Raw genomic sequence first — 21,193 nt, 5'->3', positions numbered from 1 at the left:
ATCCGGAGACACACGCAACCGTCACAGGGTCAAAACCATGGAAGAACAGTGGCTGCTCAAGGCGAAATTCGTCGCTTTCAATTTGACGATTTCGGCGTTCGTCTTCGTCCTCTATGCGCAGGGGTGGCTGGACAGGGTCCTGACCGGGCACATCGCCGTGGCGACCGCGATCATCGGGATCGTGTTCGTGGTCGGCTTGGTGATGTCGGCCTATCGGGTGTGGAAGATCGGCGGTGAGTTAGACCGGGCCAAGCTCGGCGGCGGACGGCTGATGAAGGTCGAGAGCGAACGCGCCCTGGAAATCCGCCTGTTCTCCAGAATCTCGCATCTTCAGCACATCGCCAACGCGTTGGGCATGCTCGGCCTGATCGGCACGGCCTGGGGCTTCAGCCTGTTCGCCGCGAACATCACCCCGGACATGGTGGGCAACGCCGCGTCGGCCGGCGCCATGGTGACCACGCTGGCGAGCGGTCTGGGCGTGGCGATCTACGCCACGATGCTCGGCGGCGCCCTGTGCCTATGGACCACCTGCAATCTCCAGCTCCTGCGCGGGGCGACGGCCTCGCTGTGCGCGCTGATCATGGACGAGGCCCACGCCCGCTCGCGGCTTGCTCCGCGCACAGGAACGCCGGACTTCGCTGCGCCGCAAGCGGCCCCCTACGGCGCCCTGGGCGGCGAGGCCACACCATGAACGATTTCCTAGGCGAGGACCAAACCGGTGTGCTCGTCGCGCGGGACCTGCTGACGCTGCTGCTGTGCGGTTTCGTGGCCTGCGCGGTCCTGGCGGTCCCCTTCATCAACGAGGCCAAGAAGACCGAGGCCAACCAGCAGAACGAGTCCTCCTCGTCCGCCGCGGCGGGCATGGAGCCGCCGGGAAACGTCATCATCGAGGCGCGCTGGGACGACAAGCTGCGCAGCGACGTCGATTTGTGGGTGCAGGCGCCGGGGGACGTGCCGGTCGGCTACTCGAACAAGTCGGGGCTGATCTTCAACCTGCTGCGCGACGATCTGGGAGCCTACGCCGATCCCACCGAGATCAATTTCGAAACCTCCTATTCGCGCGGCATTCCTCCGGGGGAATACACCGTCAACGTGCATATGTTCCGCAACCTGGAGAATGTGTTTCCCATCTGGGTCCGGGTGGTCGCCCGCGTCAAGGCGGAGCATGAATCGGGGGCTGCCACTGTAGCCGCAACGCGCGTCCGGCTGGACCACGAAGGGCAGGAGATCACCGCCTTCCGCTTCAACCTGAGCGAGCGAGGCGAGCTGGTGCCGGGGTCCTTGAACGCCGTGTTCAAGCCGCTGCGCTCGGCGAAAAATTGACCCGTCGGATCGAGAGTGCGCCATGGAAAGCCTGACCGTCATCTTCGGATTCGTCGCCGTCGTCACCCTGCTGCTGGTCCTGTCGGCCCTGCGCTGGACGCGCAACCGGATGGCGCGCGTGGTGATCCTGCTGCTGTTCGCCCTGCTGCTGCCGGCGGCCTACGCCGCACCGGCGGCGCTGCTGGGCCGCGCGAAGCCGGTCACGCTGGAATGGATGGGGTCCAACGTCCGAGAGGCGAAGGTGCTGAGCGCCACGCTGGTGGAGAACGAAGCGATCTATCTCACCCTCCTCTGGGAGCAGGCGCCCAACCTCTACCGCCTGCCCTGGGACCGCCGCATGGCCGAGCAGTTGCAGGAGGCCCAGCGCGAGGCCCAGCGCAACGGCACCAACCCGATGATGCGGCTGCCCTTCGAACGGTCCTGGGATGACCGGGAACCGCGCTTCTACGCGCAGCCCCAGCCGAAGATGCCGGACAAGCCCTACGAGAACGCTCCGGGCAACGGCGGGCCGGGCGGCAATCCGGGAATCGAGTTCCAACATCCCGGCCAACCGACATGACGTCCAACGGGCCGATTTCCATCATGTCCTCCGTGCAGGCCCCTTGAAGGCGGGGGGCGGGCTCGTCTACGGTTCCGCGATTCCGTCCGTCCGAGCAAAGAGAGTCCCATGCCGTCCTTCGACATCGTGTCCAAGACCGATATCCACGAAATCGACAACGCGCTGAACGGCATGCGCCGCGAGATCGAGACCCGCTTCGACTTCAAGGGCTCGCGCTGCACCGTGGAGCGCACCGAGAACGACATCACCCTGCTGGCCGACGACGCCCCCAAGCTCGACCAGATGCAGGAATTGCTGCGGGTCTACGTAACCCGGCGGAAGCTGGACGCCGGAGCCCTGGACTATTCCAAACCGCCGGAGCGGGCAGCGGGCGACGCGCTGCGCCAAGTCGTCACCGTCAAGCAGGGGATCGCCCAGGACCTTGGCAAGACCATCGTCAAGGCGATCAAGGACGCCAAGATGAAGGTCCAGGTCTCCATCCAGGGCGACGAACTGCGCGTCACCGGCAAGAAGCGCGACGACCTCCAGGACGCTATCGCCCTGGTGCGCGGGCTGAAGATCGAGCAGCCCCTGCAGTATGTGAACTTCCGGGACTGACGGACGGCAAGGGCACCACAGGGCCATTCTTGCCGGACGGCCGGTCATTCTTGCCGGGTGGGGCGGAAATTTTTGCCGGGTGCGCTGGCGGCGAGAGGGTCCCGCCACCCGGCCTTCCGCCTCTTCCGATAATGGCCCGTCCCTTGCTTGCCCTGCTCCGGTAGCCGAACGCCGCAGGGTCCACGCGCCATGTCGATACCGACCAACGCCGACGCTTCCCAGTTGATGCGCATCCGGGCTGAAGAGCTTCTGGAGCGCAAAGGCACGGGTGCGCCCCGGCAGGCGGGGGAGCTCGCCGGCCAGTTCGCCGCGATGCTGGAGCAGTTGAACGGCGTCGGCGGTGAGGATGGCGGTGCCGGCCTGATGGTGTCCTCCGCGGCGGGTCCGGTGACGGGGAATTCCGCGATTGCCCACCGGCTGGGTGTCGGCGCCGTCAGCGTCTTCGCGCAGAGCGGAGCGGACGAGGCGTCGGGCGGCCAGACCGGCGAGGGCCACACGCCCGACATGCGGGCGCCCAATGCCGAGGAGGCCATGCAGGTGGTGCAGAGCGCGCTCCAGGCCGAAAGCGCGCCGAACTTCCGCTGGTTGACCACGTTGCTGACCCAAGGCGTCGCCGACCGCATGACGTCGGGATCGGCCCGGTGATCGGCCCGGCGATGGAACGGCGGGGCGTCAGCGAACGTCCAGCCGGCGCTCCAGCGTGACCACCGTCTTGCCGTCGCGGGCCAGCGTCACGATGCCCTTGTAGGGTCCCTTGGGCCATCCAGCCGCCGGGCGCTTCAGCCCCTGATAGGCGAACCAGACGGCCTTGTCCCCGGTGATGCCCTTGCTGTTGTCGAACAGGGTGCGGCCATCGCCGTCGAGGATGCGGATTCGCTGGGTGTCGCCGTCGCGGACGCCCATGATGTCCGACCACAGCACCAGCAGGGGCGCGTCCGGAGTCAGCACCTCCCCGGCGAATTCGCCGTGGCGGGCCGGCTCGGCCTCCGGAACGCGGCGGGTGGAGAAGCCGGCGCTGAGGCCGGCGGTCGGGCGGTAGGCCAGCGCCTTGGCCGTGGCGGCGTTCCACAGCGGCGTCATGGGCTGGCCGCAGGCGGTGAAGGGCTGCTGGCCGACGAAGGGGTCGACGACGGCGCCGTTGTGGCGTACGCCGAAATGCAGATGGGGAAACTCGGTCAGTCCCGACAGCCCGACGTCGCCGAGCCGTTGCCCGGCCTCCACCCGTTGGCCGGGGGTGACCGCGACGCTGCCGCGCTTCATGTGCAGGTAGGCGGTCTGCCAGCCGTCGCCATGGTCGATGATGACGGCGTTGCCGCCCCCGACCTTCATCACCGTGTCGCGCCCGATGACGTTCACGTTCACGTCCTCCATGCCGTCGCGCACGCGCAGGACGGTGCCTGCGGCGGCGGCCAGCACGGCGACGCCCTTGTCCATCGCGGTGTAGTCGGGAAGGCGGAAATCCGTGCCGTCATGGCCGTCGTAGCTCAGCCGGCCGCAGGCATGGTCGCGCCAGCCGGGACCGGCGTCCTCATCGACGTAGTTCTGGATGAAGCAGGTTTCCCCGATGCGGCATGCGAGCGGCAAACCGAAGGCCGGCGCTTCCGCCGCCGCAGCGCCGGCGAAACCCAGCGCGCTCGCGAAGAGGCTTGCGGACAGGATGGTGGCGAGCGCGGCGCGGATCATGCGGGCTTCCCAAGGAGGAGAGGCGGGTCTGCCGGGGCAGGGTGAGGCAAGCTCCGCCCCGATGCAACCGCAAGGAAGCCATACGCCAGCGGGCCGAGATTTCCGGCCAAGCCCCCTCGGCAGACCTTCTCAGCCACCGATCAGCACCGCCAGCACTTCGGAGGCCAGGACCGCGGGCTTGATCGGCTTGCGGACCATCCGGGCGACACCCAGCTTGCTCAAAGCCTGCATGGTCAGCTCCGGCGGCACCCGCTCGTCGATTCCGGACAGGACGATGATCCGCAGGTCCGGACGAAGGCTCTTGGCTGCCTGGATGACCTCAAATCCGTCATGGTCCGGCATGATGAGATCGGTGACCAGCAGGTCGAACTCATGGAAGGTTAATGACTCGATGGCCGCCCGCGCGTCGGTGCAGCCGGTCACGGTGTTGCCTTCCTTCTCCAGAATCTTGCTGACGATGCCGAGGGATACCGGGTCGTCATCGACGACGAGGATGTCGGCCATCGGAGTCTGCCCTCTCATGATTCGGTTTTTGGGATTTTGCCGACCTGAATAAGGCCCGGCTGGTTTACGCCCCGTTTATGAGCGGGGACGGCCATGCATCCAGGTCAAGGCACCCGGTACGCGCGCCCGTGCGGCGTTGACTTGGCGTTCTGTCCGCGTAAACTGGGGGCGCCTTCACGGAGAAGGCGCCGGTTGCCCAGCGCGGGGACCGGCGGATTGGGTCATATCGCTTTCAAGAGGATGTGACATGAGCACCGCATTGACGCTGACCACGCCTTTTCCCGGCGAGTCGCTGTCCCGTTACATCGAGCAGGTCCATCGCTTCCCCGTTCTGGGCGCGGAGGAGGAGTATGTGTTGGCCACCGCGTGGCGCCAGCATGGCGATATGGAGGCGGCCCGCAAGCTGGTGACCAGCCATCTGCGTCTGGTCATCAAGATCGCCACCGGCTTCCGCGGCTACGGCCTGCCGATGACCGACTTGGTCGGCGAGGGCAACATCGGCCTGATGACCGCCGTCCGCAAGTTCGAGCCGGACCGCGGCTTCCGCCTGTCCACCTACGCAATGTGGTGGATCAAGGCGTCCATCCAGGAATACATTCTGCGCTCTTGGAGCCTCGTGAAACTGGGCACCACCGGCGCCCAGAAGAAGCTCTTCTTCGGCCTGTCCCGCCTGAAGCGCAAGCTCGGCGAGTTTGGCAACGGCGACCTGAAGCCGGAAAGCGTGTCCCGGATCGCCCGGGAACTCGACGTGCCGGAGAGCGACGTGGTCGCGGTGAACCGCCGCTTCGTCCAGCCGGTCGCCTCGCTCAACGCGCCGCTCTCCGCCGGAGAGGGGACCGCGGAGATGCAGGACTTCCTGCCCGACGAGCGCCCGAACGCCGAAGACAGCCTGCTGGAGCGCGACGAGGCGATGCACCGCAGCGCCATGCTCCACGAAGCGATGACGGTGCTGAAGGACCGCGAGCGCGACATCCTGACCGCCCGCCGCCTCAGCCCGTCGCCGAAGACGCTGGAGGATCTTGCCGCCGTTTACGGCGTCAGCCGCGAGCGCATCCGCCAGATCGAGGAGCGCGCCTTCCAGAAGCTGTCCCAGAGGGTGCGGGAACTCGCCGCAGCGGCGTAAGGGGGAGGCTGTTGCCTCCCTCTCCTCCATGGTGTATGTCGAAAGGCGTATGTCCCGGAAGGTTGGCTTTGGCTGCCGACGCCGTTTCTCCGGGTGAGACAGGGCGGTGTTCTCCTTCCCAAGGTTGTGGTAGGGGGAGCGGTGGATGCAACAGATGTTGTGATTTCGCCGCAATTTGTTGGAAAATGCTCCGCAAGCCGTCATAATGACAACTCGGTTTCTGTGCACCCCTGGGTATCGGGCCTCGTGTCGAGCCTCCGGGGCGCCTTGGTGAGCGGGTACGGTTTTGTCCAACGTGTCTCCGGCAGAGCATCAGGGGCTTGACAGCCCGTCCGCACCGGCAATGCCGACGACATCGGCGTTCCTGGCGTCGCTGGCCGAAAGCCTCATGCACCAGGCGTCCTTCGCGCTGGTCTACGCCGACGCCGGGCATCATTGCCTGTTGGCGAACCCGCTCTTCGCCGCCGTGTTGGGAACGTCGCCCGAAGCCCTGGTGGGGCAATCCCTGGCCGAAATCGACCATCCACTGGCGCGCGCCGTCGTGCAGGCGCTGGACCGCTCCGGACAAACCGGGGAAGCCGCTCCGGTCGATTGCGAGGTCGAGCACGCGGACGGCGGGCGCGGCGTGCTGACCGGCTGCGTCCTGCCCCACCGCACCGGCGACGGCGGGCAAGGCTTTCTTGGGCTGTTCCAGGACGTGACCGACCCGGCCCGCATCGCCGATTTCGTCCTGCGCCGCGACCCCTTCGTTACCACCCTGCTCGACGCGGCGGTGGATGGCGTGGTGGTGGCGGACCGCAACGGCATCATCCGCACGGTCAACCGGTCTTGCCGCGACCTGTTCGGCTATGACGAGGAGGAACTGATCGGGCGGAACGTCTCCGTCCTGATGCCGCCGCCCTTCTCCCGCGATCACGACAAGTACATCGGCAGCTATCTGGAGACGGAACGCGCCAAGATCATCGGCATCGGGCGCGACGCGCTGGGCCGGCGCAAGGACGGCGCGGTGTTTCCGATCCATCTCAGCGTTGGCCAGGCCCGCTTGGCGCGCGATGTCGTGTTCGTCGGCATCATCCGCGACATCTCCGAACGGCTGGCGGCGGAGCAAAAAGCAACCTACCTCGCCCGGCACGACCCGCTGACCGGCGTTCTGACCCGCACCGCCTTCCTGGAGGAGTGCGAGGCTGTGCTGTCCGCGCCCTTCCCCGGCCAGGAAGGAGGCCTGTTCGCGCTCTACGCGCTCGATGTGGACCAGTTCAGCGACATCAACGAGGCGTTCGGTTTCCATGTCGGCGACGCCGCGCTGAAGGCGATGGTAAGCCGGGTGACGGAGGTGCTGCCGCAGCAGACCTACGTCTGCCGCATCGCCGCCGACGAGTTCGCCGCCCTGTCCCGCGTGGAGAGCGCGGAGCAGGCGGAGACCCTGGCCGATCTGCTGCACGATCGGCTGACCGCCTCCATTTACGCCGACCGTCATTGGGTGCGGCTGCGCCTGTCCATCGGCGCCGCGGTGCAGGACGCAGACATCCGCACGCTGGAAGAGCTGAACGCCAAGGCCAAGCTGGCGCTTCAGGCCGCCCAGCACAACGGCGGCAACGCCGTCTGCTTCTACACCCCGGAAATGGCCGCGGCGGCGACCCGACGGATGTTCCTGACCATGCATCTCGCCCACGCCATCGAGCGGAACGAGCTGCACATGGCCTACCAGCCCATCGTCGAGGCCCGCTCCGGCCGGATCGTGGGGGCGGAGGCGCTGCTGCGCTGGAACCAGCACACGCTGGGGCCGGTCTCCCCCGGCGAGTTCATCCCGGTCGCCGAGGAAAGCGGCCTGATCGTTCCCATCACCGACTGGGTGCTGAACGCCGTCGTCGAGCAGATGGCGGTGTGGGAGCCGGCGGGCACCCTGCCCAACCAGATCTTCATCAACATCTCCGGTCCGCAATTCCTGCGCGGCAATCTCAGCGCTCGCCTTGAGGAGCTGCTGGGACTCCATCCGAAGCTGCGCGGGCGGTTGGGGCTGGAGATCACCGAGCAGGCGGCGGTGCGCGATCTGAAGGCCGCCGTGCAGACCCTGACGGAGCTGGAGGCCATCGACGTCCAGGTGGCCATCGACGATTTCGGCTCGGGCTACTCGTCGCTCAGCTATGTGCAGCAGCTCCCGGTGTCGAAGCTGAAGATCGACCGCGCCTTCATGGCGGACATCCCGGACAACCTGAAGAACGGGGCGCTGGTCCGCGCCGCGGTCGGCATGGCGCACGGCCTCGGCCTCGTCACGGTGGCCGAAGGGGTGGAGACCGAGGAGCAGCGGGACTTCCTGGTGTCGGTGGGCTGCGACCTGCTCCAGGGCTACCTGTTCGGCCGCCCCGTCGCCCCCGACGCCTTCGCGGCGATGATCCGCGCCCAGCAGCCCGCGATGGCCTGACCATCCGGCGGAACAGGCTGGATAGGGATCACCCCTCCAGCCGTTCCGGTTCCTTTCCGGCCAAGGTGGGCGCCTCGATGGCGCGGGCGGGCAGGCGCTCGCGGCGGGTTTCCCGGCGCTGCCAGCGGCGGAAGGAGCGTTTCGACCACCAGGACAGGATCGTCTGCCAGAGCCGTTCCGGCCCCTGGAACAGCGGCACGCGGGGCTTGTCCATTGCCGACGGCTCCAGTGCCAGGCCGACCGAGGTGATCTGCCCGTCCTGCATGTCGCGGACGATCAGTTCCACGCCGCCCATCCGCATCCGGTCGCCCAGCTCGCAGGCGCCGCCGAACTCGTTGCGCAGCAGGTCGCGCAGCGAGCGCTGGGCGTTGGCCAGCGACAGGGGCAGGCCGTACATCTCGGCGATCTGTTCCACCGTCGCGTCGGGATTCAGCGCCAGATCGCCGTAGAACGCACGGTCGTCCTGATCCAGCGGCCGGCTTTCGGCGAACAGCTTGTCGATCAGCGGCAGTTGGCTGGGCGGGGTGAACAGATAGACCATATCCCCGGCCTGGAGCGTCCGCGCCTTGTGCAGCGGCACCACGCGCCCATCGCGGATGACCAGGGACGGGCGGGCGAAGCGCGGCGTGCGCTGGCCGCGGGCGGCGGGGCTCTTGGGGTGGACAGTGTAGACAACCATCTCCTGGTCGGCCCCGCCGGGCAGTTCCAGTTCGAACCGTTCGACCGGGCCGCGCCGCGGCGGGACGATCAGCTTCAGCCAGCGCGCCATCGGGCCAATCGTCCAGCCCTGCACGGCCAGCGACACGATCACCACCAGAAAGGCCGTGTTGAAGATCACCTGACCGCCCGGCAGCTGGCCCAGGATCGGCACCAGCGCCAGCAGCATCGACACCGCGCCGCGCAGCCCGACCCAGGCCATGAAGGTCTTTTCGTTGGCCGAGAAGCGGAACGGCAGCAGGCACAGCCACACCGCCAACGGCCGCGCCAGCAGGATCAGCAGGACGGCCAGGGCCAAGGCGGGCAGGGCGATCGCTCCGAAGTCGTGCGGGGTAGCGAACAGGCCCAGCATGACGAACATGACGATCTGGCTGAGCCAGGTCAGGCCCGAGTGGAACTGGCGCAGGCCCAGCGCCCCGCGCAGCTTCACGTTGCCGGCGACGAGGCCGGCGGCATAGACGGCGAGGAAGCCGCTGCCTCCCAGTTCGTTCGTGCCGGCGAACAGGAACAGGGCGAAGGCCAGGGTGACCACCGGGTTGAGGCCGGGGTCGAGGCGGGCCTTGTTGATGAAGGCGGCCAGTCCCGCTCCGCCCAGGACGCCGAGAACCGCCCCGCCGGCGATCTGCTTGACCAGGAAGCCGGCCAGTTCCAGCGGCGTCCCCCAGCCGTGCAGCGCCGCCTCCACCAGCATGGCGGTCAGCAGGATGGCCGTCGGGTCGTTGCTGCCGGACTCGATTTCCAGCGTCGAGCGCACGCGGTCGCGGATGGTGATGCCGCCGACCCGCAGCAGGAAGAACACCGCCGCCGCGTCGGTGGAGCTGACCGCCGCGCCGACCAGGAAGGATTCGATCCAGGGCAGGCCCAGCAGAAAATGCGCGGCGACGCCGATGACCCCGGAGGTGATGGCGACCCCGAAGGTGGCGAGGCTGAGCGCCGGCCACGCGGCGGCGCGGTAGCTGGACAGCTTGGTGTCCAGGCCGCTTTCGAAGAGGATCACGGCGAGCGCGATGGAGCCGATCAGGAAGGCGCTGTCCGCGTCGTTGAAGCTGATCCCCCCGATGCCGTCGACCCCGGCGAACAGACCGACGCCCAGGAAGATCAGCAGCAGCGGGGTACCGATCCTCAGCGCCAGATAGCTGGTCAGGATGCTGACGATCAGCAGCGACGACCCGATCAGGATGATGGTGCTCGCTGTCTCCATAGTCCTCGCGCCGGGAAGGGAATGGTGCCGCCTTTGCGGTCATCCGATTTTGGCAATTCTTGGGCGCAAGTGCAACGCAGCGGCCAAAATTTCCCAATGTTCCTAAAATAATACAGAAATGTCTCCCGCAATGCAGCATTGCGGCGGGCTACAATCCTTCCGGGTTAATGCAACGGGCGAGGGGCATTTCATGTTTCGTACACGGCGTATTCCGACATCACCCCTTGCAGCCCTGATCCTTGTCCTGTCCTCCGCCGCGGCGACGGCGGGGGCCTTGCCCGACCTGGACCGCACGGCGGCGGGCGGTGGTACCACGCCGATCCGGTTCGACAAGAAGGCCATCGATCTCGGCGGTTGGGGCGCTCTGGAGGTCGGCCAGACGGAAAGCGCGTCGCGCCGGATGGTGGCGACCACGCCAGTGCGCGACCAATGGTTCTCCGACCCGGTCTTCATGAACGACGGCGCGTTCGGCGGGCCTGACGCGCGGGCGACCTACTATTCGCCGCGCCTGCACGGCTTCAACATCGGTCTCGGCTACACGCCCGTCCGCACGGAGTTGGGCGCGGCCGATCCGCTCGCCCGGCATGTGGTGGAGGGCGTGGTGCGGCACGACGGCCGGCTGGGCAAGGCCCGGCTGCGCATCACCGCGGGGGCGGGCAAGGCCGCCGTCGCGAAGGACCGCGGCACGCCCCGCCGGTCCTGGGTGGTCGGCGGGCAGGTGACGCTGCCCGGCGTGACGGTCGGCGCCGGTTATCGCGAGCAGCTGCCCGACGACGGCGCGGCGCGCCGGACGCTCAACGCTGGCCTCTATCTGGAGCAGGGCACGCCGTTGCGGGGTTGGACGGTCATGGGGCGGCTGGCCCACAGCCAGGTCGGCGCCGAGGCCCCGCAGGAGGCTTGGTCCACGGGCCTGCGGTTCCGCATGTCGCCGAAGGTCAGCGTCACCGCCGATCTGGGCACAATGACCTACAGCGGAGACCCGTCCGACAGCACGATGCTGCGCGTCGGAACCCGCGTTCTGTTCTGAAGCGGTGCCCAAACGGGCCTGATATCCCTCTTTCGTCCTTATCCAAGGGTGAATTCCCGACGGAATCGCGGTGTCGTGGAAGCAAATCGCCATCTCGCCTGTTTATAGGGGCGAGAAGCACCACAAGGAGGGTTTGGACATGTCTCGTTTGCGCCTGATCGGGACCGCCATTGCGCTGTTGACGCTCGCGGCCTGTTCGACCGGCGGCGTGGTGGGTGGCACGGCTGGCGCCGCTGGCGGCTACGCGGTGGACGGCAAGCGTGGCGCCATCATCGGTGGCCTGGGCGGCGCCGCGCTGGGCACGGCGTTGGATCGCTGACCGGACGCGACGGGTACATCCGTTGCCGAAGACGACAAGCGCGTCGCGCCGACCGGGCGCGGCGCGCTTTCGCTTTTTCAGGCCTGCCATTCCTTCCGCAGGATGGCGTACTGCATCGTGTTCTCGAAGATGGGGTTCCCGTCGCCGTCCGTTTCGAAGGATATGAACTCCACGAACAGTCCTTCCTTCCTCATGCCGAGCCTTTCGCACAGGCGCTGCGACGCGACGTTGGTTTCCTCGACATAGGCGTAGAGGCGGCGGGCCTGCTTCACCGTGAACAGATGCTCGAAAAGGGTTCGCGCGGCCTCCGCGGCGTATCCGGCCCCGGCAAAATCCGCGTTGAAGTTCCAGCCGACGGAATAGGTGTCCGGCGGCTCGGACACCTGGAACAGGTCGCCGATCATCCGGCCGGTGCTGCGCAAGCACACGGCGATGTGCTCGTCGCTCCGGCTGCGCGTTTCCACCTCGGCGGCGGCGGCATTGAGGTTGTCCAGTTTGAGCGAGAGGAAGCAGCTTGCCCGGGGATGACGCAGATAGGCGAGCAGGTCGGGCGCGTCCCCCTCCCGGAAGGGTCTCAGGATCAGGCGGTCGGTGGTGATGGGATCCATGCGTCGTCTCAGCGGAAGGGGCCGGAACCGGAAGCCGGCAGATCATGAGCCGGTCATTTTTGCCGCCCGGCACATCCACGCCATCAGAAATCCCACGTATGCGATTGATTGCCAAGCATATTTAAGGTTGCACAAAACTTGCTTGTCGGTTCTCCAGCCCATCGGTCACGAGAAACCGTCATGCAAATCTCCAACTATATCAGCAACGTCTCGCGCGTCGTCGCCAAGCTCACGGCGCAGAACGAGAAGACCGAACCGGAGAAGGAGGCGAGCGGAGTCAGCGCCGCCGACGCCTTCCTCAAGGAGGCGCGGAAGACGCCGGCCCAACGCATCCGGGACCAGATTCTCGCCCGCATGAAGCTGGACGAGGAGTCCCTCGCGTCCATGCCGGCGGAGAAGCGCGCCGCGGTCGAGAAGCAGATCGCCGAGGAGCTGAAGCGCCAGTTGTCCGGCGAGAAGGACCGGCGCGGCGCGGCGGTCGACCTGACCGCCTGACTTCGCTCAGACCTGGGAGGAGAAGACCGGGGGCGCTCAGACCGGGGGCGCGTAACCGAACACCCTCAACGCGTCCTGAAGGTCGGGGAGGACGCGCTCGACCGCCGCCTCCCCCTCGCGGATGCAGTCGTCAGCCCGGTCGAACTCAGACAGGCCGATGTGCCCCAGCCGTGGCGTGATGTGGACGTCCGGCGGCTCGCCCGCCAGACGGGACCGCGCGATGCGGTCGGTGACGATGCCGAGCGAGGAGACCATGACGCCGAACAGGCTCGGCCCCTCGTAATCGCGCCGGAAGATGCGGCGGCTCAGCGCGCCGATCGGCACGCGGAAGCCGGCGCGGGATTTGGGCTCGCCATCCGGCCCTTGCTCCTCGTCGATCAGCTTCAGGAGGTCGAATCCCGCCGCGGTCGGCACGGCGGCGCCGGGGCGCCGCGACTTGCCGATGATGTCGGCAGCCAGATTGACGGCGATCACCATCTGGGCGCCCAGGGCCCGGCAGGCCGACACCGGCACCGGGTTGACCAGGGCGCCGTCGACCATCCAGCGCCCCTCGAAACGCACCGGCGGAAAGACTCCGGGCAGGGAGAAGGAGGCGCGCAGCGCGTCCACCAGCGGGCCGTTGCGCATCCACACCTCGTGCCCGGTGACCAGATCGGTGGCGATGGCGGCGAAAGGGTTTGGAAGCTCCTCGATCTGGATGTCGCCCAGATGGCGGCGCATCTCAGCGACCAGCCGGTCCCCGCCGATCAGGCCGCCGCCCTGGCGCAGCCGCAGGTCCAGATAGCCGACGATTTTCATCCGGGTCAGGCTGCGCGTCCACTCCTCCAGCGCGTCGAGCTTGCCGGCGAGATGGAGGCCGCCGACCAGCGCCCCCACCGAACTGCCGCAGACGATGTCCGCATCGATCCCGTAACGCGCCAGCGCCCGCAGGACGCCGATGTGCGCCCAGCCGCGGGCCACCCCGGCACCCAGCGCCAAGCCGACGCGCGGCCGGTGGTGGTGCTGGCCGTAGCCGTTGCCGGGACCCTGTCCGTTTCCGCCGTCCGCCGCCATGGCGCCTCCTTTGCACGGGGTGGAGCGCGTGCCGGTCGGTATCGTGCCATCCGCCCGGTTAAGGAAGCTTGATCGGTTCCGCCACGGTGGACAAGGCCCGCCGGACAAGGCTCCGTAAAGTAAGGCTCGGTGGACAAGCACCGGCGCCATCGGCTAAGCCATCGCGATTGCGCTACAGGAAGACGTGCACGTGAGCAAGAAGAGCGGAGAACGGCTGCGCCTCGACGCGGCCACGGAACGGCTGGTCGGCCGCATGCTGCGGGAATGGGTGCGCCCCTACAGCGGCAAGCTGATGCTGTCCTTCCTGCTGATGGCCGTGGTGGCGGCGGCGACCGGCGCCTATCCGCTGCTGATCGATCAGGCTTATTCGATGTTCTCCGAGCAGGACCGGGGCATGCTGCTGGTCATCCCGCTGCTGATCATCGTGGTCACGGCGGTCAAGGCGCTGTCCATGTACTCCCAGACGGTGGTGACCACAGACATCGTGCAGCGGATCATCACCGACGTGCGCCTGTCGATGTTCGACCATCTGCTGCGGTCCGACACCGCCCAGCTTCACGCTGCCCCCACCGGCACCCTGACCTCCCGCTTCATCAGCGACGTCGACCTGATCCGCAACGCCCTGTCGCGGACCCTGACCGGGCTGGTGCGCGACATCCTGACGGTGATCGCGCTGGTCGGGTCAATGTTCTATCTCGACTGGGTCCTGTCGCTGATCGTCTTCCTGATCTACCCGATCGCCGCCATTCCCATCGTGAACATCGGCAAGCGGCTGCGCCGCGTGTCGCGCGACACCCAGGCACAGATGGGCGACATGACCGCCCTGCTGACGGAAAGCCTGGCCGGCGCCCGCATGGTCAAGACCTACTCGCTGGAGGATTACGAGCGCGCCCGCGCCGCCCGCGCCTTCGAGGACAATTTCGCCCTGACCATGAAGGCGACCCGCGCCCGCTCGCGCATCGATCCCATGATGGAGGTGCTGGGCGGTGCCGCGGTGGCCGGGGTGATCGCCTTCGCCGGCTACCGCATGGCGATGGGCGAGGGCTCGGTCGGTGCCTTCTCCGGCTTCGTCGGCGCGCTCCTGATGGCGGCGCAGCCGGTGCGCGCCATCGGCACGCTGAACGCCGTGCTTCAGGAAGGTCTGGCCGCCGCCCAGCGCATCTTCGAGCTGGTGGACGAGAAGCCGACCATCACCGAGCAGCCGGACGCCAAGCCCCTGACGGTGGAGCGCGCCGCCGTGTCCTTGCGCGACGTCCGCTTCGCCTACGAAGAGGGGACGGAGACGCTGAAGGGCATAGACCTTGAGATTCCGGCGGGGGCGACGGTGGCTCTGGTCGGGCGCAGCGGGGCCGGCAAATCCACCGTCTTCAACCTGATCCCGCGCCTCTACGACGCGACCGGCGGGCAGGTGCTGATCGACGGGCAGAATGTGCGGGCGGTGACGCTGAAGAGCCTGCGCGGGGTCATCTCGCTGGTCAGCCAGGACACGGTCCTGTTCAACGACACCGTGCGCGCCAACATCGCCTTCGGGCGGCTGGACGCCCCCTTCGACGACATCGTGGCCGCCGCGAAGGCCGCCGCCGCGCACGACTTCGTCGCCCGTCTGCCGGAGGGCTACGACACGGTGATCGGCGACCGCGGCGTGAAGCTGTCGGGCGGCGAGCGGCAGCGCCTCGCGCTCGCCCGCGCCTTCCTGAAGGACGCGCCGATCCTGCTGCTGGACGAGGCGACGAGCGCGCTGGACAGCGAGTCCGAGCGGCTGGTGCAGGGCGCGCTGGAACGGCTGACCCAGGGGCGAACGACGCTGGTCATCGCCCATCGGCTGGCCACTGTGCGCAATGCCGACCGGATCGTCGTGATGGAGGGCGGGCGCATCCTGGAGCAGGGCACCCACGACGCCCTGATCGCCCAGAACGGTACCTACGCCCGCCTGTGCAAGCTTCAGTTCGGCGAGGACGGCGAGGCCGCCCTGCTGGCGCCCTGATCCGGCAAACCGGAACCGGGTTCAGTCCGCTGCGGGCACCATCTCCACCACGGCGTTGCGCAGCTCGTGGGCGGCGATGGGTTTGTGGAGCAGGGTGTGGCCGCCCGCGCGGGCTTCCGCCAGACGTTCCGGGGCGGTGTCGCCGGTGATGATCGTCGCCGGAACCGGCGTCCTCAACCGCTCGCACACCGCCTGGATGGCGTCCAGCCCGGTCTTCCCATCGCGCAGGCGGTAATCGGCCAGAATCGCGCTCGGCCATTCCCCGCTTTCGACGTGCTGAACCGCGTCCTCGATGGAGCCCGCCGTCAGCACCCGATAGCCCCAGCCCTCCAGCATCGCCTGCAGGCCGAGGCGGATCAGCGGTTCGTCGTCGATCACCAGAATCATGCCCCGCCCGTCGCTCGTCACCGGCCGGGCCTCCGCCGGCTCGGAGCGGGTGGCATGGCGGGCGATCAGCGGCACGTCGACGCAGAAGGCGGAGCCAGCTCCCAGCCGGGAGCGCAAATGAACCTTGTGGCCGAGCAGGCGGGCGAGGCGGCGCACCACCGCCAGACCGAGCCCCAACCCCTTGCTGCGGTCCCGCTCCTGGTTGCTGACCTGGAAGAACTCCTCGAAGATTTCCTCGTGCTTTTCGGACGGGATGCCGATGCCGGAGTCCATCACCTCGATGCGCAGGCGGTCTCCCCGGCGACGGCAACCGATCAGGAGACCGCCGCGTTCGGTGTAGCGCAGCGCGTTTTCCACAAGGTTGCGCAGGATGCGCATCAGCAGCGCCGGATCGCTGCGGACCGTCAGGGCGCAGGGAACCACGCGCAGCCGAAGCCCCTTGGACTCCGCCTGGGGGTGATACTCGGCGCCCAATTGCTCGATGATCGGGCCGATCGCCAGATCCTGCAATTGCGGAACGATCAGCCCGGCATCCAGCTTTGACACGTCGAGCAAGCTGTCGAGCAGCATGCGCAGCCCGTCCATGGCTTGGCCCATGGAGTCGAGAACCGGGGCTGCAGGGTGCCCATCCAGCCGCTCGGCCAATGCCGATTGGAACAGCATCATCGCCTGGACCGGTTGCCGCAGGTCGTGGCTCGCGGCGGCGAGAAACTTGGATTTCGCGACGTTGGCGCGGTCGGCCTCGGCCTTGGAGGCGCGCAGGGCGTTCTCGGTGCGGCGGCGTTCGGTGATGTTGCGGACGATGCCCGTGAAGTAGCGGCGCTCACCGGCGGTCCATTCGGTGACCGCCAACTCGATCGGGAAGATCGAGCCGTCCTTGTGCCGTCCTTCGACCTCGCGCCCGACACCAATGATCCTCCTCTCGCCGGTCTGCCGATAGGCTTGCAGATAGCCGTCATGGGCGGAGTGGTAGGGCTCCGGCATGAGGATGCGGATGTTCCGGCCGACCGCCTCGCCGGCCTCGTAACCGAAGATGCGCTCCGCCGCCGGGTTGAAGCTCTGGATCGTGCCGGTCTCGTCGATGACCAGCATGGCGTCCACCGCGGTCTGCACGATGGCCCGGTGACGGGCCTCGCTTTCCGCGAGCGCCGCCTCGCGTCGCCGGATGAGGTCCGCGGCGTTGCGGATGGCGCGGCCCACCGCCTCGATCTCGGACACGCCACCGTTGGGCGGTGGAACGGGGTGGCCGGCGCCCAAGGCTTCCGCCGCTCCGGCCAGTTGGGAAACGGAGCGCGTGAGGCGCCGTCCGAGCAGAAGCGCCGCCGCGATCCCGATCAGCAAAAGGACAAGGCCGCCACCGGTGAACAGAAGGAGGGCATGACGCGCCGGGGACGCCACAAGGGTCGTTGGGACGCTCGTCGCAACCACCCAGCCGAAGTTCCGGGACCGGCTGTAGGCTTGGATCGCCTCCACATCTTCCAAGTTGGCGGCGTGGTGGATTCCATCCGGCACCGCCTGCATGCCGGTCCAAAGCGCGGCGGGAAGCTGTTTGCCGACGAACTGCTCGCTCAAGTGGGAGCGCGCGATGACGAAACCCTCCTGGTCGATCACCCCGGCCCGCCATCCCGCCGGAATGCGCTCCGGCGACACGATGGCCTGAAGCCGTTCCTGGGGAATGTTGAGGCTCAGCAGGTAACGGATCTGTCCATCGCGGATCACCGGAGCGGTCACCGCCAGAATTGGCGCCTGGCTCACGTCGCCTATGAAGAGGCCGGTGACCTGCGGCCTTCCCGTGTCGATCACCCTCTGGTCGGATTCGAGAACGGTGTTGTTCGGCAGATCGGTGCCCCAGGGCATCCTGGTGTTGACGTGCTGCTGGCCTTGTGGATCGCGGAGAACCACGTTGGCACCCAACCGGTCGCGCACGCCGGCGGCTTGCCGGTAGAAAGCGGCCAGATCGCCCGTCGTCAGGCTTTCCGATGTGGTCAACACCTCGGCGGCGGCGATCTGGCGGCTCACCTCGCGTTCCACGTCCTCGGCCAGCAGGCGTGTCCGGTCGAGCACGAGCTGTTCCGTTTGCTGGGCCTGCGCATCGACGTTGCGGATCAGGAGGGACACCGAGAAGAGGACCAGCGGAACCGCAACCGCCATGACCAGAAGGATGAGCCAGCCCCGCACCCGTTGCGGTCGCATGTGCCAGGTCAGGCGCCGTGTCGGACGCCGCGGCGTTTCCAGGTTAGGCGTCATCGAGCCGGCCGGAGTTCAAACGCAACCTTACGCCGGATCGCCAGAGGACGACAGACGATTCGATTGGCGGCCCGGACACGCCCGGACCGCGCCGGAGCCTGTGGCTGCCCTCCTGGGACCGGCAGAAGGGACGTCGCTTCGGCTGGGCGGTCGATCGAGGGAGTGTATCCGGTCCGAACGTACCGAGGCATTTCGCAGACCATTCCTGAGGCAACCGGTTGCGGGCATCTCTAAACCGGACTGTATCATACCGCGCAATAATTGGTTGATAATCCATCCATTCGCTCATGAAAGGGCATTCGGGGGCGGGCCGATCACAAGGGGAGCTTTCCCGGATTCGCCGTGACGCGCGTCCACGGAGGGCGATTGGCGCCAGGGACGATCCGGTCTATGGTGCGGCCTCATGGAACCTGCCCTCGACGACGCGATTCGCCTGCACAAATCCGGCAACCATGCAGGGGCGGAGCCTCTCTACCGCGACGTGCTGGAGCGTGAACCGGCAAATCGCGGTGCGCTGCAAATGCTGGCGATGCTACTGGTGCAGACCGGGCGCCCGGCAGAGGCCGTCGGTCACTTCCGGGCCATTCTGCGGCTGGAGTCCGGCAGTGTCGCCGGATACAGCAATCTCGCCGCCGCCCTGCGCCTGGCCGGTCAGGGGACGGACGCCATCGCCTGCCTGCATCGGGCGCTGTCCCTCGACCCCGCGCATGCGGGTTCCTGGTTCAATCTCGGCAACGGGTTGAAGCAGCAGGAGAAGGCGGCGGGTGCGGCGCGGAGTTACCGGCGGACCCTGGCGCTCGAACCCGGCCACGCCGGAGCGGCGGGCAATCTGAAGGCGTTGCGCGGTCAGTGGGGGACGCGTCTGGACGAGGCGGAGCGACGGGTCGTCGCGGCACGTCTCCCGGAGGCGGACGCCGACACCCGAACGACGGCGGCCGAGGCCCTTGTGGCGGTCGGGGATGCGGTGGCGGCGGAGGCGATGGCGCGCACGGCCCTGGAGCGGGATGAGCATCACCACCGCGCCAACCGGCTGCTGGGGCGCCTGCTGCTGGAGCGCAGCGGGGCGATGGGCGTTCAGGACGGCAAGCCCTTCGTGGTCGACCGGGCGTTGGTCGAGGAGGCCATCGGTGCGCTGCGTCGGGCCGTTGCCGTCCGCCCGGACGACGATGAGGCCGACTGGCTGCACGTTGCCGCGGTGGCGACACTGGTGCAGGTGGGCATGGTGTCCGACACGGTGTTGCGCGACGGGGCGAGGGCCGCCTGGGTTCGCCTGCGGCGCCACCCCAAGGACACGGTCGCGGCCTCGGTCGTCGGTTTCCACGCCTACCGCCGGGACCGGCTCGTCCTCGCCTCCTGGCTGAGCCGACGCTTCCGGCGGCGCTTCTCCGCGGCGGAGGTCGCGCGGGAGCATGAGCTGGGCCTGTGGACCATGCTGCGCGCCGACGATGCCTTCCTCCGCAACCTGCCGCCGGTTGAGGCGGTGCTGGAGCGCATGGCGCCCCTGGAGTGCCGCAGCGAGCCGGCGGCCGGACCGGCCGGCGAACCGATGGTCTTCTTCTGCTGCGACGACGTCTATTTCCAGCGCTTCGCCCCGACGCTGCTGGAGTCGTTGGCGGAGCGGATGCCCGGCGCCATGGTCGCCGTTCATGTGGTGTCGCCGTCACCGGAGACGGAACGGGTCATGGCCCGCTGGCGGACGGACGGACTGCTGAGGGTGGGATTTTCGCTTGATCGGCCGGACATGGCGGGGTGGACCGACATCAAGCGCGTCACCTATTACGCCTCCGCCCGTTTTCTCCGCGCCTTGCAGTGGCTGCGCCGGTTGGATCGCCCGCTGATGGTGGTCGACACCGACGCCTGGATCACCGGAGACTTGCGGAATCTCCGGGCGGAGATGGGCGGATACGACGTCGGCCTCATGCTCGACGGCCGCCGCCGTGGTCCGTCACGGGAAATTCCGGTCGGGTTCGCCGTCTACGAGAACAGCCCCGGCGGCGACCGCTTCCTGTCGCTGCTCGGCTCTTACATCGGGCATTTCCTGGCGGGGGCGGAGGTCTACTGGATGCTGGACCAGATGGCCCATTACGCGGTGCTCGACTGGCTGAACCGGCATGAGCCGATCCGGGTGCGCCGCTTCGATTTCCTGACCTTCCCCTACTGCCACTTCGTCGGGGCGAAGTGACGCGCCGCGCTCACTCCCGCCCCAGAACCCGGTCGACCACCGTGTCGGCCCATTCGCGGGAGCGGAAGCTGGCCTTGGCCTCCACCGGGTCGTAGACGCGCTCCACCCAGTCCCAGAAGGCGATCGGGCGCTTCTCGTTGTAGGCGGCGTACAGCTCGAAGAAATAGTCGAGGATGCCGGTCTTCGCCTGCTTGAAGTGGCCGTATTTCCAATGGAGCTGCTTGGTCGCCCGCTCCAGCGGCACGCCTTCGTGGATGAACAGGTAGAGCGCCGACATGAAGCCGGCGCGGTCCGCCCCCGACTTGCAGTGCAGCAGCGCCGGGTACTGCATGGTCGCGAACAGGTCGCGGGCCTTCAGCAGCGTCTCCTTCTTCGGCATGTCGCGGGAGTTGACGGGAAAGTCCACCAGCGTCAGCCCGGCCGCCCGGCAGGCCTCGGCCTCCAGGATGTAGGAGGCGCAGTCGCGGCTGCCGCGCAGGTTCAGGACGGTCTTGATGCCGCGCCGCGCCGCTTCCCGGATGTGGGAGGGGGAGGGCTGGCTCGCCCGGTACATGTTGGGGGAGATGCGGTAGGTGTTCGAATAGACCAGCCGGAAGCAGGCATGGTCGATGAACACGCTTTCGACATGTCCGAGCGCCCGTTGCAGCGGGGAGATCATGCGCCCGCGCGCCCGCTTGATCCCGTCGGCCAGGGCGGTGGTCGTGTAACGGCGCAACATCTTCCTGGTGGTGGCCACGCAAGCAGTCTCCAAATCGACAAGGC

Annotated in this window: 19 protein-coding genes; 12 read left to right on the top strand and 7 right to left on the bottom strand. The window is 67.8% G+C overall.

The window, feature by feature from the left end; genetic code table 11:
• The first annotated feature begins 37 nt into the window (after nucleotides 1-37).
• From H1Q64_RS16700 to H1Q64_RS16680, 5 genes are all read left to right on the top strand, one after another.
• Nucleotides 38-691 carry a MotA/TolQ/ExbB proton channel family protein gene (locus H1Q64_RS16700; protein WP_237906257.1) on the top strand — a complete coding sequence of 218 codons (654 nt, stop codon included), beginning with the start codon at nucleotides 38-40 and terminating at the stop codon, nucleotides 689-691.
• Nucleotides 688-1,323: a hypothetical protein gene (locus tag H1Q64_RS16695; protein WP_237906256.1), complete on the top strand. Its 636-nt coding sequence runs from the start codon at nucleotides 688-690 to the stop codon at nucleotides 1,321-1,323. Before H1Q64_RS16700 ends, H1Q64_RS16695 begins: the two co-directional genes overlap by 4 nt.
• 22 nt (nucleotides 1,324-1,345) lie before the next feature.
• Nucleotides 1,346-1,882: a hypothetical protein gene (locus H1Q64_RS16690; RefSeq protein WP_035679071.1), complete on the top strand. Its 537-nt coding sequence runs from the start codon at nucleotides 1,346-1,348 to the stop codon at nucleotides 1,880-1,882.
• A gap of 108 nt (nucleotides 1,883-1,990) precedes the next feature.
• A complete protein-coding gene (locus H1Q64_RS16685; RefSeq protein ID WP_014198684.1) occupies nucleotides 1,991-2,479 on the top strand; it encodes a YajQ family cyclic di-GMP-binding protein in 489 nt (162 codons plus the stop codon).
• A 189-nt stretch (nucleotides 2,480-2,668) separates the two neighbouring features.
• A complete protein-coding gene (locus tag H1Q64_RS16680) occupies nucleotides 2,669-3,124 on the top strand; it encodes a hypothetical protein (RefSeq protein WP_237906255.1) in 456 nt (151 codons plus the stop codon).
• A gap of 27 nt (nucleotides 3,125-3,151) precedes the next feature.
• Here the strand turns inward: H1Q64_RS16680 and H1Q64_RS16675 are convergent, their stop codons facing one another.
• Both H1Q64_RS16675 and H1Q64_RS16670 read right to left on the bottom strand, forming a co-directional pair.
• Nucleotides 3,152-4,162, bottom strand: a complete 1,011-nt coding sequence (locus H1Q64_RS16675) for a M23 family metallopeptidase (RefSeq protein ID WP_237906254.1) — start codon at nucleotides 4,160-4,162, stop codon at nucleotides 3,152-3,154.
• A gap of 129 nt (nucleotides 4,163-4,291) precedes the next feature.
• Nucleotides 4,292-4,684 carry a response regulator gene (locus H1Q64_RS16670; protein WP_237906253.1) on the bottom strand — a complete coding sequence of 131 codons (393 nt, stop codon included), beginning with the start codon at nucleotides 4,682-4,684 and terminating at the stop codon, nucleotides 4,292-4,294.
• A 229-nt stretch (nucleotides 4,685-4,913) separates the two neighbouring features.
• On the opposite strand from H1Q64_RS16670, the gene rpoH reads away from it, so the two are divergent.
• A complete protein-coding gene (gene rpoH, locus H1Q64_RS16665; RefSeq protein ID WP_237906252.1) occupies nucleotides 4,914-5,789 on the top strand; it encodes an RNA polymerase sigma factor RpoH in 876 nt (291 codons plus the stop codon).
• Between the two features lie 343 nt (nucleotides 5,790-6,132).
• Entirely contained in the window at nucleotides 6,133-8,211 is a 2,079-nt protein-coding gene (locus tag H1Q64_RS16660; RefSeq protein WP_237906251.1) for a putative bifunctional diguanylate cyclase/phosphodiesterase, read from the top strand.
• Between the two features lie 28 nt (nucleotides 8,212-8,239).
• Here H1Q64_RS16660 and H1Q64_RS16655 read toward each other — a convergent pair whose 3' ends face one another.
• On the bottom strand, nucleotides 8,240-10,129 hold the full coding sequence (locus H1Q64_RS16655) for a potassium/proton antiporter (RefSeq protein ID WP_237906250.1): 1,890 nt from the start codon (nucleotides 10,127-10,129) through the stop codon (nucleotides 8,240-8,242).
• 274 nt (nucleotides 10,130-10,403) lie between these two features.
• On the opposite strand from H1Q64_RS16655, the gene H1Q64_RS16650 reads away from it, so the two are divergent.
• Both H1Q64_RS16650 and H1Q64_RS16645 read left to right on the top strand, forming a co-directional pair.
• Entirely contained in the window at nucleotides 10,404-11,156 is a 753-nt protein-coding gene (locus H1Q64_RS16650; protein WP_237906249.1) for a porin, read from the top strand.
• A gap of 139 nt (nucleotides 11,157-11,295) precedes the next feature.
• Complete coding sequence (locus H1Q64_RS16645) at nucleotides 11,296-11,475, top strand: hypothetical protein (RefSeq protein ID WP_014198692.1); 180 nt, start codon at nucleotides 11,296-11,298, stop codon at nucleotides 11,473-11,475.
• A gap of 77 nt (nucleotides 11,476-11,552) precedes the next feature.
• On the opposite strand, the gene H1Q64_RS16640 is transcribed toward H1Q64_RS16645, so the two are convergent.
• On the bottom strand, nucleotides 11,553-12,083 hold the full coding sequence (locus tag H1Q64_RS16640; RefSeq protein ID WP_237906248.1) for a GNAT family N-acetyltransferase: 531 nt from the start codon (nucleotides 12,081-12,083) through the stop codon (nucleotides 11,553-11,555).
• Between the two features lie 180 nt (nucleotides 12,084-12,263).
• Between H1Q64_RS16640 and H1Q64_RS16635 the strand changes: the two genes are divergently transcribed.
• Entirely contained in the window at nucleotides 12,264-12,578 is a 315-nt protein-coding gene (locus H1Q64_RS16635; RefSeq protein ID WP_237906247.1) for a hypothetical protein, read from the top strand.
• 36 nt (nucleotides 12,579-12,614) lie between these two features.
• Here H1Q64_RS16635 and H1Q64_RS16630 read toward each other — a convergent pair whose 3' ends face one another.
• Nucleotides 12,615-13,631: a patatin-like phospholipase family protein gene (locus tag H1Q64_RS16630; RefSeq protein WP_237906246.1), complete on the bottom strand. Its 1,017-nt coding sequence runs from the start codon at nucleotides 13,629-13,631 to the stop codon at nucleotides 12,615-12,617.
• A gap of 190 nt (nucleotides 13,632-13,821) precedes the next feature.
• Between H1Q64_RS16630 and H1Q64_RS16625 the strand changes: the two genes are divergently transcribed.
• On the top strand, nucleotides 13,822-15,615 hold the full coding sequence (locus tag H1Q64_RS16625; RefSeq protein WP_237906245.1) for an ABC transporter ATP-binding protein: 1,794 nt from the start codon (nucleotides 13,822-13,824) through the stop codon (nucleotides 15,613-15,615).
• Nucleotides 15,616-15,636: 21 nt separating this feature from the next.
• Here the strand turns inward: H1Q64_RS16625 and H1Q64_RS16620 are convergent, their stop codons facing one another.
• Complete coding sequence (locus H1Q64_RS16620; RefSeq protein ID WP_237906244.1) at nucleotides 15,637-18,195, bottom strand: PAS domain S-box protein; 2,559 nt, start codon at nucleotides 18,193-18,195, stop codon at nucleotides 15,637-15,639.
• Between the two features lie 457 nt (nucleotides 18,196-18,652).
• Here H1Q64_RS16620 and H1Q64_RS16615 point away from each other — a divergent pair, with 457 nt between their 5' ends.
• Nucleotides 18,653-20,431 carry a tetratricopeptide repeat protein gene (locus H1Q64_RS16615; protein WP_237906243.1) on the top strand — a complete coding sequence of 593 codons (1,779 nt, stop codon included), beginning with the start codon at nucleotides 18,653-18,655 and terminating at the stop codon, nucleotides 20,429-20,431.
• Between the two features lie 10 nt (nucleotides 20,432-20,441).
• On the opposite strand, the gene H1Q64_RS16610 is transcribed toward H1Q64_RS16615, so the two are convergent.
• Nucleotides 20,442-21,167: a fused DSP-PTPase phosphatase/NAD kinase-like protein gene (locus H1Q64_RS16610; protein ID WP_237906242.1), complete on the bottom strand. Its 726-nt coding sequence runs from the start codon at nucleotides 21,165-21,167 to the stop codon at nucleotides 20,442-20,444.
• Nucleotides 21,168-21,193 lie beyond the last annotated feature (26 nt).

The sequence above is a fragment of the Azospirillum brasilense genome (assembly GCF_022023855.1).
GTDB classification, from domain to species: domain Bacteria; phylum Pseudomonadota; class Alphaproteobacteria; order Azospirillales; family Azospirillaceae; genus Azospirillum; species Azospirillum brasilense_F.
The sequence above is the reverse complement of the archived record's forward strand: the minus strand, read 5'-3'. Positions and strand labels throughout refer to the sequence as shown.

Bases quoted from the DNA above. Each gene is read 5' to 3' on its own strand.
- H1Q64_RS16620 (WP_237906244.1), bottom strand. From the start codon at position 18,195: ATGCGACCGCAACGGGTGCGGGGCTGGCTCATCCTTCTGGTCATGGCG.
- H1Q64_RS16645 (WP_014198692.1), top strand. From the start codon at position 11,296: ATGTCTCGTTTGCGCCTGATCGGGACCGCCATTGCGCTGTTGACGCTC.
- rpoH (WP_237906252.1), top strand. From the start codon at position 4,914: ATGAGCACCGCATTGACGCTGACCACGCCTTTTCCCGGCGAGTCGCTG.
- H1Q64_RS16660 (WP_237906251.1), top strand. From the start codon at position 6,133: ATGCCGACGACATCGGCGTTCCTGGCGTCGCTGGCCGAAAGCCTCATG.
- H1Q64_RS16680 (WP_237906255.1), top strand. From the start codon at position 2,669: ATGTCGATACCGACCAACGCCGACGCTTCCCAGTTGATGCGCATCCGG.
- H1Q64_RS16685 (WP_014198684.1), top strand. From the start codon at position 1,991: ATGCCGTCCTTCGACATCGTGTCCAAGACCGATATCCACGAAATCGAC.
- H1Q64_RS16695 (WP_237906256.1), top strand. From the start codon at position 688: ATGAACGATTTCCTAGGCGAGGACCAAACCGGTGTGCTCGTCGCGCGG.
- H1Q64_RS16615 (WP_237906243.1), top strand. From the start codon at position 18,653: ATGGAACCTGCCCTCGACGACGCGATTCGCCTGCACAAATCCGGCAAC.
- H1Q64_RS16655 (WP_237906250.1), bottom strand. From the start codon at position 10,129: ATGGAGACAGCGAGCACCATCATCCTGATCGGGTCGTCGCTGCTGATC.
- H1Q64_RS16670 (WP_237906253.1), bottom strand. From the start codon at position 4,684: ATGAGAGGGCAGACTCCGATGGCCGACATCCTCGTCGTCGATGACGAC.
- H1Q64_RS16640 (WP_237906248.1), bottom strand. From the start codon at position 12,083: ATGGATCCCATCACCACCGACCGCCTGATCCTGAGACCCTTCCGGGAG.
- H1Q64_RS16700 (WP_237906257.1), top strand. From the start codon at position 38: ATGGAAGAACAGTGGCTGCTCAAGGCGAAATTCGTCGCTTTCAATTTG.
- H1Q64_RS16675 (WP_237906254.1), bottom strand. From the start codon at position 4,162: ATGATCCGCGCCGCGCTCGCCACCATCCTGTCCGCAAGCCTCTTCGCG.
- H1Q64_RS16635 (WP_237906247.1), top strand. From the start codon at position 12,264: ATGCAAATCTCCAACTATATCAGCAACGTCTCGCGCGTCGTCGCCAAG.
- H1Q64_RS16630 (WP_237906246.1), bottom strand. From the start codon at position 13,631: ATGGCGGCGGACGGCGGAAACGGACAGGGTCCCGGCAACGGCTACGGC.
- H1Q64_RS16690 (WP_035679071.1), top strand. From the start codon at position 1,346: ATGGAAAGCCTGACCGTCATCTTCGGATTCGTCGCCGTCGTCACCCTG.